At 65.1% G+C, this 13,441-nt stretch carries 13 protein-coding genes and 1 other RNA gene; 9 read left to right on the top strand and 5 right to left on the bottom strand.

The genetic code is table 11. From position 1 onward, the window contains the following. Positions 1–501 precede the first annotated feature (501 nt). Positions 502–1,752, top strand: coding sequence for a Dol-P-Glc:Glc(2)Man(9)GlcNAc(2)-PP-Dol alpha-1,2-glucosyltransferase (locus tag ACR9ZH_RS16085; RefSeq protein WP_481291767.1), 1,251 nt, complete (start codon positions 502–504; stop codon positions 1,750–1,752). Then, positions 1,745–2,278: a dihydrofolate reductase family protein gene (locus tag ACR9ZH_RS16080; protein WP_481291766.1), complete on the top strand. Its 534-nt coding sequence runs from the start codon at positions 1,745–1,747 to the stop codon at positions 2,276–2,278. Before ACR9ZH_RS16085 ends, ACR9ZH_RS16080 begins: the two co-directional genes overlap by 8 nt. A 47-nt stretch (positions 2,279–2,325) precedes the next feature. Here the strand turns inward: ACR9ZH_RS16080 and ssrA are convergent. Further along, positions 2,326–2,717, bottom strand: a transfer-messenger RNA (tmRNA) gene (gene ssrA, locus ACR9ZH_RS16075). Between the two features lie 82 nt (positions 2,718–2,799). Then, a complete protein-coding gene (gene smpB / locus ACR9ZH_RS16070) occupies positions 2,800–3,300 on the bottom strand; it encodes an SsrA-binding protein SmpB (RefSeq protein ID WP_481291765.1) in 501 nt (166 codons plus the stop codon). Positions 3,301–3,377: 77 nt separating this feature from the next. Between smpB and ACR9ZH_RS16065 the strand changes: the two genes are divergently transcribed. Further along, positions 3,378–3,806 (top strand): type II toxin-antitoxin system RatA family toxin, encoded by a 429-nt coding sequence (locus ACR9ZH_RS16065; RefSeq protein WP_481291764.1) that lies wholly within the window; start codon positions 3,378–3,380, stop codon positions 3,804–3,806. Then, positions 3,799–4,077, top strand: coding sequence for an RnfH family protein (locus ACR9ZH_RS16060; protein WP_481291763.1), 279 nt, complete (start codon positions 3,799–3,801; stop codon positions 4,075–4,077). The genes ACR9ZH_RS16065 and ACR9ZH_RS16060 overlap by 8 nt, the downstream gene beginning before the upstream one ends. 6 nt (positions 4,078–4,083) lie before the next feature. On the opposite strand, the gene ACR9ZH_RS16055 is transcribed toward ACR9ZH_RS16060, so the two are convergent. Next, a complete protein-coding gene (locus ACR9ZH_RS16055; protein ID WP_481291762.1) occupies positions 4,084–4,566 on the bottom strand; it encodes an outer membrane protein assembly factor BamE in 483 nt (160 codons plus the stop codon). A 72-nt stretch (positions 4,567–4,638) separates the two neighbouring features. Here ACR9ZH_RS16055 and fur point away from each other — a divergent pair, with 72 nt between their 5' ends. Continuing rightward, positions 4,639–5,052 (top strand): ferric iron uptake transcriptional regulator, encoded by a 414-nt coding sequence (gene fur / locus ACR9ZH_RS16050; protein WP_331542185.1) that lies wholly within the window; start codon positions 4,639–4,641, stop codon positions 5,050–5,052. Between the two features lie 409 nt (positions 5,053–5,461). On the opposite strand, the gene ACR9ZH_RS16045 is transcribed toward fur, so the two are convergent. Continuing rightward, the gene (locus ACR9ZH_RS16045) at positions 5,462–7,081 is read right to left on the bottom strand and encodes an MASE1 domain-containing sensor histidine kinase (RefSeq protein ID WP_481291761.1); all 1,620 of its coding nucleotides are present in this window, start codon (positions 7,079–7,081) and stop codon (positions 5,462–5,464) included. Positions 7,082–7,124: 43 nt separating this feature from the next. Here ACR9ZH_RS16045 and ACR9ZH_RS16040 point away from each other — a divergent pair, with 43 nt between their 5' ends. Beyond that, positions 7,125–7,754, top strand: coding sequence for a response regulator (locus tag ACR9ZH_RS16040; protein WP_481291760.1), 630 nt, complete (start codon positions 7,125–7,127; stop codon positions 7,752–7,754). A 101-nt stretch (positions 7,755–7,855) separates the two neighbouring features. On the opposite strand, the gene recN is transcribed toward ACR9ZH_RS16040, so the two are convergent. Then, positions 7,856–9,526, bottom strand: a complete 1,671-nt coding sequence (recN, locus tag ACR9ZH_RS16035) for a DNA repair protein RecN (protein WP_481291759.1) — start codon at positions 9,524–9,526, stop codon at positions 7,856–7,858. A 132-nt stretch (positions 9,527–9,658) separates the two neighbouring features. On the opposite strand from recN, the gene hrcA reads away from it, so the two are divergent. The 3 genes from hrcA to dnaK all read left to right on the top strand — a co-directional run bounded on the left by hrcA (position 9,659) and on the right by dnaK (position 13,400). Beyond that, positions 9,659–10,720, top strand: a complete 1,062-nt coding sequence (hrcA, locus tag ACR9ZH_RS16030; RefSeq protein WP_481291758.1) for a heat-inducible transcriptional repressor HrcA — start codon at positions 9,659–9,661, stop codon at positions 10,718–10,720. A gap of 86 nt (positions 10,721–10,806) precedes the next feature. After that, positions 10,807–11,343, top strand: a complete 537-nt coding sequence (gene grpE, locus ACR9ZH_RS16025) for a nucleotide exchange factor GrpE (RefSeq protein WP_481291757.1) — start codon at positions 10,807–10,809, stop codon at positions 11,341–11,343. Between the two features lie 131 nt (positions 11,344–11,474). Then, complete coding sequence (dnaK, locus tag ACR9ZH_RS16020; protein WP_481291756.1) at positions 11,475–13,400, top strand: molecular chaperone DnaK; 1,926 nt, start codon at positions 11,475–11,477, stop codon at positions 13,398–13,400. Positions 13,401–13,441: the final 41 nt, after the last annotated feature.

The raw sequence follows: 13,441 nt of genomic DNA, 5'->3' as shown, positions 1-13,441 counted from the left end.
GGACATGATCCGGCACGTCCGTTGCGCGGCAGCCCACGATTTCACCAGAGCGGTGGCTAGTGTCCGTATAAAGAGGGCTACTCGGGAGTTTCTCAGGGGGATTTGTCGTAGCGAGCTTGTTTTTCGCGTTGAACCAGTCCCTGTACGGATATGTCGATCACCAGGCATTCGCCCACGACCCATACCGTCATTTCATCGAAGACATGCGCGGTTTGGCGGGCACGTCTATGGTTCTCGCTCGCTAAAAGAGGTTGGGCCGAATGCACGCCGCGTCCGAAGGCGTTAATCCCCGGATCTACATGCTTAGCTCACCGTTAGATCTCGTCCGCCGACAGCACGGCGTGCAAATGTCGAAGGAGGAGCTGGCCGAACTCGGCGCCCGGATGGAAGAGCGGAAGGCCGCGCCTGAAAGGAGACATCCAATCTCCGCTGGGAGATAATCCGGGGGTTGTTTAACCGTTACGCAAGGCGCGAAGCGGATCAGGGGGAAGGGACTTGAAGATGCTGCCGAACACAGGTGCGCGATGGCGCATGGCGGGCACGCTGCTTTTAATTTTGATCGTTACACTTTTTATTCGCCTTTCTCTGCTGCAATCGCAGACGATCGTCGATGAAGCGGTCCATGTGCCCCAGATCGAAAGTTTTATGAGGGGGAGCCTGGATACCCAGCCGAATCTGGCGATGATCCCAGGTTACCACCTGATGATGGCCGGGTTGATGACCATGGCGGGGCTCTCGTCCATGGGAGCCATGCGAGCAATCGGTGCTGCGTTTGGTGTAATCGCGGCGGTGCTCTTCTACTTCATCAGGCGCAAGCTGGACGACGACGAGGCGATTTATGGCGCGCTTCTCTTCTTCGTGTTCCCGCTCTTCTTCCCTTATTATTTCCTCGCCTACACGGATATTTTTTCGCTGGCTATCGTGTTGTCGGCAGTCTTGTCGACCTTGCATGGACGGCATGTTTTGTCAGCCGTCATTCTGACGCTGTCTCTGGCAGTGCGGCAGAACAACGTTATATGGGCTGCCTTTCTCGCGACATATGCGTCGTGGCCCATGCTGTCACGACATGACGTGCCTTTATCGGCGCGACTAGGCGCCGTCAGCGCGAAGGCGATGCCGTATGCAGCACCTGCTCTGGCTTTCCTGGCCTATTGGCACTGGAACGGGAGCATCGCTTTTTCATCCAAGGTGGCCGGTTATCACCCCGATCTCGGCTTCCACGCAGGTAATGTGTGGTTCGCATTGCTCCTGTTCCTGCTGCTTTTTCCATACGAGTCATGGAAAGGACTGAAATTGTTTGGCACGGCCCTGCGCAAGAGGCCATGGTTGATTGCGATTCCTATCCTTGCCGGCTGTCTTGTCAAGCTGCGCGGCAGTGGCGATAACCACGCTTTCACGGACTATTTCATCCGCAACGCATTCATTGTTGCCGTCAGGCATGGATGGCTGAAAATCTTCCGGTATCTTGGTCGGGCTGGCCGCCTGCTCGATGGCGTTCACGCGCTTTCGCGAACCTCGCGGGCTGCTCGTCTACCCATTCAGTATCGTTTGTCTTGCGTCATCATTGCTGATCGAAAACCGGTACTCAATCGTGCCATTTGCGCTATGGATGGCATTCCGCCAGGAGCACAGCCCGCGCTGGACGATGTTCGCGTGGCTTGCTGTATCCTCGTTTCTAACCTACGGGGTCCTCACCAAGCACTTCATGTTGTGACTGATGCCTGGGTAAGCGGGGGATTTTTTCATGGCTAAGCTCGTTTTTGCGTTGAATCAGTCCCTGGACGGTTACGTGGAGCATAAGCAACTCGGACGTCCCGATCCGGTGCTCTTCCGGCATTTCATAGAAGACGTGCGCGGCCTGACGGGCATGATCTACGGCCGCCGCATGTACGAAGTCATGCGTTATTGGGACGACGACCTTCCGGAGTGGGACGCGGCCGGGCGTGAATACGCAACGGCGTGGCGGAGCAAGCCCAAATGGGTCGTCTCGCGTTCGATGAAGTCGGTGGGTCCGAATGCCACGCTCGTCGCTCAAGACGTCGAGGCGGCGGTAAGGAGGCTGAAGGCGGAGCAAGATGGGACGATCGAGGTTGCTGGTCCGGAGTTGGCAGGGTGTCTGGCGGATCTTGGTCTGGTCGACGAGTATCGGCTCTACATCCACCCGGTCGTGCTTGGCCACGGCAAGCCGTTTTTCGCAGGAGCGCGGTCGCGATTGCGCCTCATTGGAAACGAAGTCATCGCCACGGACGTGGTCAGGCTGACCTACGTGCCTGTCTGAAAACGCAAAGGGCCGATGATTTTCGTCATCGGCCCTTTGCGTCACGTTGGTGGAGGTGGCGGGAGTCGAACCCGCGTCCGAAGGCGTTTAATCCCCGGATCTACATGCTTAGCTCACCGTTAGATCTCGTCCGCCGACAGCACGGCGTGCTAAGCGCACCGGCGGACATGCCTGATTAGTCTGGCGTCAGACCCCCAGACGGAGAGTCTTTCAGCGATCCCGTGATAGTGACCCTACACCGACGAGCACGAGCACAAGTGGGTTCGGGCGGTTGGCCTTTTTTAGGGGCCGGACAGCTTAGGCGGCGAGAGCCACCGAGTTGTCACCGTAGTAGTTGTCGTTGGCAACTATGAGTTTTGCTGCTGGATTAACGAGGAAAGCTGCCCCCTCGGCATGCACCAGGCAATCGCACTACCCCCGTCGAAGCCAGAACACCCCCGGGGAAACTGTTGTGAGACTACCAACTCGAAGTATAGGGGCGGAGGAGGGGCGTCACAATGGGCGCGTTCCCCCGCGTTCAGTCAGCCAACGCGGTTATGCGCGCGCATGACGCGCTGCTTGTCCACGGCCCATTCACGCTCCTTGTCCGACTGGCGCTTGTCGTGCTCCTGCTTACCCTTCGCCAGGCCGATTTCGCACTTCACCTTGTTGTGCTTCCAGTACAGGGCGGTAGGCACCAGGGTGTAGCCCTTGCGTTCCACCGCGCCGATCAGGCGGTCGATCTCCTCGCGGTGGAGCAGCAGCTTGCGCGTGCGCCGGTCGTTGGCCACCACATGGGTGGAGGCGCTGATCAGCGGCGGGATCTGCGCTCCCACGAGGAACACCTCGCCGTGCTGGATGATCGCGTAGCAGCCTTCGCCGAAGTTGATCCGTCCGGCGCGGAGGGCCTTCAGTTCCCAGCCCTGCAGCTCGATGCCGCATTCGAAGCGCTGGTCGATATGGTATTCGTGGCGCGCGCGCTTGTTCAGCGCGATGGTGCCGCCGCCTTCTTTTTCCGTGTCCTTAGCCTTCGCTTTTGCCATGTCCGTTAAAATCGGTCTATCGGGTCCCTGATACAAGGCCGGCGGGTCCGTTCGCCGGCGAATGAGACGAGGTCTTCATGATTGAAATCCGCCGCAGTGCGATCGTGCCGTTCACGCCCGCGCAGATGTTCGACCTGGTCAACGATGTGGAAGCATACCCAAAGCGCTTCGGCTGGTGTGACGCCGCCACCGTGGTGGAGCGCTCCGACGACACCCTGGTGGCCCGGCTGGATCTGAAGTTCGCCGGGCTGAAGCAGCACTTCACCACCCGGAACACGATGCAGCGGCCGGAGCGCCTCACCATGCAGTTCGTGGAGGGCCCGTTCCGTTCGCTGGACGGCGTCTTTACCTTCCAGGCCCTGGGCGACGTCGGGTGCAAGATCGCGCTGGAGCTGGATTTCGACTATGCCGGCCTCGGCGGCAGCGTGCTGAAGATGGGTTTCCAGCAACTGGCGAACCGGATGGTGGACGACTTCTGCGAAGAGGCGCGCCGGCAGTATGGCTGAGATCGCCGTCGAGGTCGCTTACGCGGGTCCCGAAGGCCAGGCAGTGGTCGCGCTGGCCGTGCCGCCGGGGACGACGGCGTGGCAGGCCGTGGAACTGGCGCTGCCGAAGCTGCCGTCGGGCATCGCACCCGATCCCTCGCGCCTGGGCATCTTCGCAAAGAAGGTACCGGCCGACCGGGTGCTGGAGGAGGGCGAGCGCGTGGAGGTCTACCGCCCGCTCATCCTCGACCCGATGGAAGCCAGGCGGCGCCGCGCGGCCCGCGGCGCCTGACCGGCCTTACTTCTGGTCGCGCTTGCTGGCCGGGCTGTCGTCCGACGAGCCGCCGACGCTGAAGCCGCCGTCGTCGTCGTCCTTCTTGCCGCTGGTGTTCTTGTCGCCCTCGGCGTCGCCCGTGGGGTTGGCCTTGTACTTCTTGGAGTCCTTCAGCAGCTGCTCGGCGTCCTGGGCGAAGAAATCGCCCTCGGTGCGGACCAGCGTGTCGTTATTGAAGGTGAGGGTGAGCGTGCGCTTGGTCATCGCCTTCCCGCGGTGCGAGAAGGTGGAGACGTAGTCCCAGCGGTCCTGGTCGAACGGGGAAATGACCGACGGGGTGCCCAGGAGGACGAGGACCTGGCGCTTGGTCATGCCCGGCTGCAACTGGTCGACGTTCTTCTTGTCGAGCAGGTTGCCCTGCTGCACGTCGGGGGTATAGACGAGGCCACAGCCCGCGATGGCGATCGCCATCATGGCCAAACCCAGCGTGCGGATGAGCTTTTGCATGCGTAGTTACGTCCGGATCGTGAAGCCTGTGATGATACACTAAGCGCCTTCTGGCACCGCGAGGGGTCTGACATGGACCAGGAAACCAAAGAGCTACGCAAGGCGGGCCTGAAAGTCACGCACCCGCGCATGCGGATCCTGCAGATCTTCGAGGAGGCGGAGGAGCGCCACCTCACCGCCGAAGACATCTACAAGCGCCTGCTGTCGCACCAGGAGGACATCGGGCTCGCCACGGTGTACCGGGTGCTGACCCAGTTCGAGGCAGCCGGCATCGTGATGAAGCACAACTTCGAGGGCGGCCAGGCCGTCTACGAGCTGGACCGCGGCAAGCATCATGACCACATGATCGACGTGGACAGCGGAAAGGTCATCGAGTTCATTAGCGAAGAGATCGAGCGGCTCCAGCATGAGATCGCCGAGCGGCACGGGTATGTGATCGAGGACCACAGCCTTGTCCTGTACGTGCGGCCCAAGAAGAAGCGCTAAGACCAGAGTCGTCCCTGCGAAGGCAGGGACCCAGTGGCTTTTCGCGCCGGCGCGATTTCAGAGAGGGCTCTTCGGGGCCCTTTTGCTTTTGGGTGGATGTGGTGGGGGTCGCTGGGTCCCTGCGCAGGGACGACGGGAGGGTGCGGGGCAATGGGAAGGCGTAGGCGCCTGAATTTCGAAAGCCCAAATAAAAACGCCGCCGGTGGACTCCTGTCCACCGACGGCTTGATCCGGCGTCTTCATGGCTCATGGAACGCGAGTTGCTCGCTGGATCCACGGACCACCATGTCGCACCGGCGAGGCTGACATCCTGTCGCCTCATCAGGTCGATCGTCCCCACGACCGACCCGGGCTCGCCGTCTCTCGACGGCGGCTCCCCCACATCGATAATGGGATCGTAACGAACGGTTCACTGTCCCGGTATTGGAAAATTTCCTATGCCAGATCCGATACTTGTGCTGCGAAGCAACACGCGCAGGTGAAGTCCTATGGGCTCGGGGCGAATGCGGAAGATGCCGCCCAGGGCGGTGATGCGGTCGCTCATCCCCTGCAGCCCCCGTCCGCCGCCGTCGCTCCGTGCCGGCCGCGGGTTGGTCGACAGCCCGCTGCCGTTGTCGCGTATGTCGAGGATGGCGACGGGGCCGCTGTCGCGCATGCCGATGCGCAGGCGCAGGGTCATCCGGCTCGCGCCCGAATGGCGCACCACGTTGGTGGCGCTTTCCTGCACCACGCGGTAGATGGCGGTGAGCGTGTCGTCGTCCAGCAGGCGCGGCTCGCCGCGCAGGTCCGTCACATAGGTGATGCCGGCCGCCGTGAGCATGTCGCGGATCGGGCCTTCGTCCAGGGCCCGCAGGAGGCCGAATTCGTCCAGGACCGAAGGGCGCAGGCTGTCGAGCATCCGGTGCAGGGCCTTGCGCATATGCCCGAGGATGGCGTTGATCGACGTGCCGATGTCCTCCAGGCCCGCGCTGCCAAGGCGGGTCTGGGCCAGCTTCAGGTGGGTCTGGATCGCGGTGAGGTTCTGGCCCAGCTCGTCGTGGAGCTCGGCGGTCATGTGGCGGCGCAGGCTTTCTTCGGCCTGGAGGTTGCCTCGGGCCGCATCGCGCAGCTGGCGTGCCAGCTGGTCCAGGCGCTGGTTGGCGGCGGCCAGGTGGGTGTTCTGCTGGGCCACGCGCTCGCTGCTGCGGCGGAGGGCGTCCGTGGCGGCGCCGAGCATGAGGGTGCCCGTGCCGGCGACCGCGAGGAATAGATGGGCCGCCGCGGTTGGAGCACCGCGCCCGATCATGTCCTCGGTGACGTTCAGGCCGACGCTGGTGATCAGCATCGCCAGGCCGGCGCCGCGCCAGCCGTGGCGGAAGGCAAAGAACAGCACCGGCGCGAGGGAGAGCACGCGGGCGAACTGCGGCTGGGGCGAGTACTCGGCGAGGGTAATGAGGATGGCCAGCGAGGGCAGCATCACCAGCAGGCCATCGAGCAGCAGCTCGGCCATGGCGGCCTGTGTCGGCCGCTCGCGGAAGGCCAGGATCATCACCGGCACCACCAGCAGCACGCCCAGGTAGTTGCCGAGGAGGTCGCTGCCAAAGGTCGTGCCGAGCATTTCCACGGGGGCCGCGGGATGCATCGAGGCCATCATCGCCGCGTTGCCGGCGGTGGCGACCGTGGCGGTGACCATGGCCGAAAGCAGCAGGCGGGCCACGTCCTCGGGCGTGTTCAGGCTGGCATGGAGGTGTGCGCGGCGCAGCAGCCATAGGCAGGCGGCCACCATCAGGGGCTCGGGCGCGTCGCCCAGCACGAAGCCGGCTCCGCCGATGGGCAGGCCGCTGCGCCATTCGCAGAAGCCGCTGGCGACGATCTCCGCGCCCAGGATCCAGAACCAGTCGCGGCTGGGCGTGAGCAGCAGGGCGCCGAAGCGGAGGCCGAAGGGCAGGACCCAATAGGGCTGCTCGGTCGGCCACAGCATGATCCAGGCGGCGGCATAGGCCACCGCGAGCAGGGGACCGGCGAAGCGGGAAACACCAGGTAAGCGCATGCCGGAATGGTACACGGCGGGTATGCGCTGCTACATTCCACCTATGCCTAGAATCGTCCTAGTAGATGACCATGCCATCGTTCGCGAGGGTTTCAAGCGGCTCATCGAGCTGGAACCCGACCTGGACGTCGTCGCCGAAGCCCGCAATGCGGACGAGGCGGTGGAAGCGGTCACGCAGCATCGCCCCGATCTGGTGGCGGTGGATCTGTCCTTGCCCGACGGCAGCGGGCTGCCGCTCATCGAGCACCTGGCCAGCATCGCACCGGGCATGAAGGTCGTCGTGCTGAGCATGCACGATGGCGAACCCTATGTTTCCGAAGCATTGCGCCGCGGTGCGCGTGGCTATGTCACCAAGGGCGTGGCGCCGGAGGAACTGGTGGCCGCGGTGCGCTCGGTCCTGGGCGGCGAGCAATACCTGAGTTCGGACCTGCGCGAGCGCCGTTCGGGACGGCCTTCGACGGACCTCGATCCCTTCAACCGGCTGACCGCGCGCGAGCGCGAGGTATTCCTGCTGCTGGCCATCGGCCGCGCGCCGAAGCAGGTGGCGGCGGAGCTGGGCATCGGACAGAAGACCATCTACATCCACCGCGCGGCGGTGATGAACAAGCTCAATGCAGGATCGGAGCTGGATCTGTACCGGATGGCGCAGGAGCGCGGGCTGATCCGCAGCTGAGTCACTGGGTCCCTGCGAAGGCAGGGACCCAGTGACTCGCTTCTTGCAATAACCTCGTACGCCTAAGACGCTGGATCCCTGCCTTCGCAGGACGACCGGGGTCAGCCTTGTGCGCGGTCGAGCATCTTCTTCGCGTGCGCGCGCGTTTCCTTGGTGATTTCCACACCGCCGAGCATGCGGCTGAGCTCATCGCGGCGGCCTGCCGCATCGAGCGCGTGGATGCGCGTGCGCGTGGCCTCGCCATCGCTTTCCTTCGCCACCTGCAGGTGCGAATGACCTTGCGCGGCCACCTGCGGCAGGTGGGTCACGCAGAGCACCTGCACGCGTTCGCCCAGCGCGCGAAGCTTCTGGCCGACCACCTCGGCCACGGCGCCGCCGATGCCGGTGTCCACCTCGTCGAAGATCATGCAGCCGATGTTGTCGTTACCCAGCGTGGCCACTTCGATGGCGAGGCTGATGCGGGCCAGTTCGCCGCCCGACGCGACCTTGCGCAGCGGGCGCGGCGGCTGGCCAGGGTTGGCGCTGACGAGCAGCTCGCAACGCTCGCGGCCCTGCGGGTCCGGCTCGTCGCCTTCGGCGGGTTCGAGGGAGACCTCGAGGCGGCCGCCGGCCATACCGAGTTCGCCCATGAGCGCGGCCACCGAGGCGCCTAGCCGGCCCGCAGCCTCCGCGCGTGCCTTCGACAAGGCGGCTGCGGCAGCATCGTATTCCTTGCGCAGGCGGTCGCGCTCGCCGGCGAGGCGGTCGAGCGCGTCGCCCGCGCCTTCGAGTTCCGCGAGGCGTTCGCGGACGTCATCCGCTTTCGCAAACAATTCTTCGATCGGCAGGCGGTAGCGGCGCGACAGGTCGTGCAGGTGGGTGAGGTGCGTATCCACCTCGGCCAGCCGCTCCGGATCCAGTTCCACGTCCTGCGCGTAACGGCCGAGGCCGTCCACCGCCTCGCCGACCTGGATCTGCGCGCTGTCGAGGAGTTCCAGTAGCGGCGTGAGCGTGCCGTCGAGTTCCGCCAGCCGCGAGAGCTCCGCATGGGCACGGAGCAGGGCGCGGCCGATGGCGAATTCGCTCTCGCCGTCGAGCATCTCGACGATGCCGTTCGCGCCCTCGGCAAGCCGGCCGGCGTTGGCCAGGCGGCGGTGCTGCGCTTCCAGGTCCTCCAGCGCCGCGGGCGCCAGCGCCCAGCGCTCGAGTTCTTCCAATTCGTGCGTGAGCAGTTCGATTTGGCGCTCGCGGTCATCTCCGCCGGAAAGGGCGCGGATGCGTGCTACGGCGTCGCGCCAGGCGCGGGCGGTATCGCGGACGCGTGTCAGCAGTTGCTCATTGCCGGCATAGGCATCGAGAAGAGCCATCTGATGCTGGCGCGAAAGCAGGGCCTGGTGCTCGTGCTGGCCGTGGATTTCCACGATCAGCGCGGCCAGTGCGGACATCTGCGCGAGGCTGGCGGGACGGCCGTTGATCCAGCCACGCGAACTGCCCTCGGTGCGGATCACCCGGCGCAGCTGGCAGGTGTCGCCATCGTCGAGTTCTTCCTGGCGCAGCCAGTCCGAGGCCTCCGGCAGACCGGTCAGGTCGAACTCGGCGGCCAGTTCGGCCCGGTCGCTGCCCGCACGGACCATGCCGCTGTCGGCACGGGCGCCGGCCAGGAGCATCAGCGCATCGACCAGCAGCGACTTGCCGGCGCCGGTCTCGCCGCTGACCACGGTAAGGCCTGGACCGAAGGAGACCTCGGCTTCTTCGACGACGGCGAACTGGCGGACGTAGAGCGAGGTGAGCATGGGGACCGGGGCGGCGGATGGAATCGCGCCGATTGTAGCGGGAGCGGCGTCGCAGAAGCCGAGACTTGCAAGCCGGGCGGCAAGACCTTATTGATAGGAAGACGATCCGACCTTGCCGACCCCAGCCTGCGCATGAACCCGTTCCCCGGTCACGACATCGATGCTCGCGCGCGCCGGCTGCTGCGGACCCTGATTTCCCAATACCTTTCCGATGGCGAGCCGGTCGGCTCGCGCACGCTGGCGCGTTCTTCCGGGCTGGAAGTCAGCCCGGCGACCATCCGCAACATCATGGCGGACCTCGAGGACGCCGGACTGGTCGCGTCCCCGCATACGTCGGCGGGCCGCGTGCCCACGCCGCGCGGCCTGCGCCTGTTCGTCGACAGCCTGCTCGAGCTCAAGCCCCTGCCGCGCGACGAGATGGCGCGCCTGCAGGGCAGCCTGCCGCCGCGCCAGACGACCACGCGCGACCTGCTCGGCAACGTGTCGAACCTGCTTTCGGCCATGACCCGCTTCGCGGGCGTGGTCACCGTCCCGCGCCAGGGCGATTTCCCGCTGCGCCACATCGACTTCGTGCCGCTGCCGGACGCCAGCGTGCTGGTGATTCTGGTCTTCTCCGACAACCAGGTGCAGAACCGCGTGGTCCAGCTGGCCCGGCCGCTGGACGCCGCGGAGCTCGAGCAGGCCGCGAACTACCTCAACGCGCAGTTCGCCGGGTTCCGCCTGGCCGACATCCGGGCGCACCTGGCGGCGGAACTGCGCGAGGCCGGCGGCGAACTCAACCGCCTGCTCTCGAGCGTGGTGGAACTGGCCACGGCCTCGTTCGCCCCGGAGGAGGACGCCGAGGACGTCCTGGTCAGCGGCCAGACCAACCTCATGGGCTATTCGGAGCTGGCCGACATCGACCGGCTCCGCGAATTGTTCGACGCCTTCCAGCAGAAGCGCGACCTGCTCCAGCTGATGGAGATGTGTGTCCAGGCCCCGGGCGTTCGCCTCTTCATCGGCGAGGAATCCGGGTTCTCGGCCCTGGACGGTTGCAGCATCGTCACCGCCACCTATGGCACCAACGGCCGCATGCTCGGCGCGATCGGAGTTATTGGACCGACGCGTATGGCATATGAGCGGGTGATCCCGGTGGTCCAGGCCACCGCCGGATTGCTCAGCGACGCCTTGAATCGCGCCGCGGTGACCTCATAAACCGCCCCGGGAGGCGGGTTTACTATTTCCCGCGAATGTTCGGCCCCCTCTTGGAGTGGGCCGGTAGGCTGACATTTGGAGCAAGCATGCAGAACAACGATCCCCATGTGCCGGATCAGGTGCAGGACGGCGGTGCGGCGGAAGGCGGCGTGAGCGCCGACCTCGACGCCCTTACCGCGAAGCTGAGCGCCCTCGAATCCGAACTGGCCGGGGCGCGCGAGACGGTCCTGCGCGAGCGGGCGGAGATCGAGAACCAGCGCCGCCGCCTTCAGCGCGATCTGGAACAGGCGCGCCGTTTCGCCAACGAGAAGCTGCTGGGCGACCTGCTCCCGGTTTACGACGGCATCGTGCTCGGCCTCACGAACGACTCCGCCGACGCTAAGACGTTGCGCGAGGGCCTCGAGCTGACGTTGAAGCAACTGGAGAAGGTGACCCAGTCGAACGGCCTGACCGTGATCGATCCCCTCCACCAGCCGTTCAACCCGGAACACCACCAGGCGATCAGTTCGGTCGAGTCGAACGAGCACGCGCCCGGCACGGTGGTGGCGGTGGTCCAGAAGGGCTTCGTGCTGAACGACCGTCTGCTGCGTCCGGCGCTCGTCGCCGTGGTGCGCGACAACTGAACCAAAACCCCGTGTGGCGCGGGTTCGCGCCACACGGGGGGTCTCACCAGGCATTGAATCGGCGGGGCAGGTCCCCACTTTCAAACACAGTCGCGGCCGCGGGGGCCGCTTAGAAATACGGAGCAACTTCAATGGCCAAGATCATCGGCATCGACCTCGGTACGACCAACTCCTGCGTGGCAGTGATGGAAGGTTCGACCGCACGCGTCATCGAGAACGCGGAGGGCGATCGCACCACGCCGTCCATCGTCGCGTTCACCAAGGACAACGAGGTCCTGGTCGGCGCGCCGGCCAAGCGCCAGAGCGTCACCAATCCGAAGAACACGTTCTACGCGGTGAAGCGCCTCATCGGCCGCAAGTTCACCGACGCGGAAGTGCAGAAGGACATCAAGATCGTGCCGTACGGCATCGTCGCGCACGAGAACGGCGACGCGTGGGTGCAGACGGCCGACGGCAAGAAGATGGCCCCGCAGGAAGTCTCCGCGAAGGTCCTCATGAAGATGAAGAAGACCGCCGAGGACTTCCTTGGCGAGCCGGTGACTGAAGCAGTCATCACCGTGCCAGCGTACTTCAACGACAGCCAGCGTCAGGCCACCAAGGATGCCGGCCGCATCGCGGGCCTCGACGTCAAGCGCATCATCAACGAGCCGACCGCGGCTGCGCTGGCCTACGGCCTCGACAAGACCTCCTCGGGCGACCGCAAGATCGCCGTGTACGACCTCGGCGGCGGTACCTTCGACGTATCGATCATCGAGATCGCCAACGTCGACGGCGAGAAGCAGTTCGAAGTGCTGGCCACCAACGGCGACACCTTCCTCGGCGGCGAAGATTTCGACAACCGCGTCATCGACTACCTCGTCGAGGAATTCAAGAAGGAGCAGGGCATCGACCTGCGCCAGGATCAGCTCGCGCTGCAGCGTCTGAAGGACGCCGCCGAGCGCGCCAAGATCGAGCTGTCCTCGTCGCACCAGACCGACGTGAACCTGCCGTACGTCACGGCCGACGCCTCGGGCCCGAAGCACCTCAACATCAAGCTGACCCGCGCCAAGCTCGAGTCGCTGGTGGAAGACCTGGTCAAGCGCACCATCGAGCCGTGCCGCACCGCGCTCAACGACGCAGGCCTGCGCGTGTCCGACATCAACGAGGTCATCCTCGTCGGCGGCCAGACCCGCATGCCCAAGGTCCAGGAAGCCGTGAAGGACTTCTTCGGCAAGGAAGCGCGCAAGGACGTCAACCCGGATGAAGCCGTCGCCGTCGGCGCCGCGATCCAGGGCGGCGTGCTGGGCGGTTCCGTCAAGGACGTGCTCCTGCTCGACGTCACCCCGCTGTCGCTCGGCATCGAGACGATGGGCGGCGTGATGACCAAGCTCATCGAGAAGAACACCACGGTGCCGACCAAGGCTTCGCAGGTCTTCTCCACGGCCGACGACAACCAGACCGCCGTCACCGTGCACGTGCTGCAGGGCGAGCGCGAGCGCGCCAACGCCAACAAGTCGCTGGGCAAGTTCGACCTGCAGGGCATCCGCCCGGCGCCGCGCGGCACGCCGCAGATCGAAGTCACCTTCGACATCGACGCCAACGGCATCCTGCACGTGTCGGCGAAGGACAAGGACACCGGCAAGGAGCAGAAGATCGAGATCAAGGCCGGCTCGGGCCTTTCCGACGAAGAGATCCAGCGGATGGTGGCGGACGCCGAAGCCAACCGTGAGGAAGACCGCAAGTTCCACGAGTTGGTGCAGGTGCGCAACAAGGCCGACCAGCTGGTCCACGCCACCCGCAGCCAGCTGAAGGAGCACGGCGGCAAGGTGCCGGCCGAGCAGCTGGCCAGCATCGACGCGGCGGTGTCCGAGCTCGAGAAGGTGAAGGACGGCGACGACAAGGCCGCCATCGAGGCGAAGATCGGCAACCTCGAGCAGGTCGCCCAGTCGCTGTACGCCGCGGCGCAGGCCGGCGGTTCGCAGGACACCTCGCAGCAGTCGGCTCCCGGCGGCGGTTCGGCCCAGCCGGACGACGTGGTCGATGCCGAGTTCACCGAAGTCAAGGACGACAAGAAGTAAGTCGTCTGAACGAGCGACGTGCCGCGGGCGAGGGGCTCGCG

This window comes from Luteibacter sp. SVR4-7G (assembly GCF_056755555.1).
Note: the sequence above shows the minus strand (reverse complement) of the source record. Positions and strands in the feature narration are given on the sequence as shown.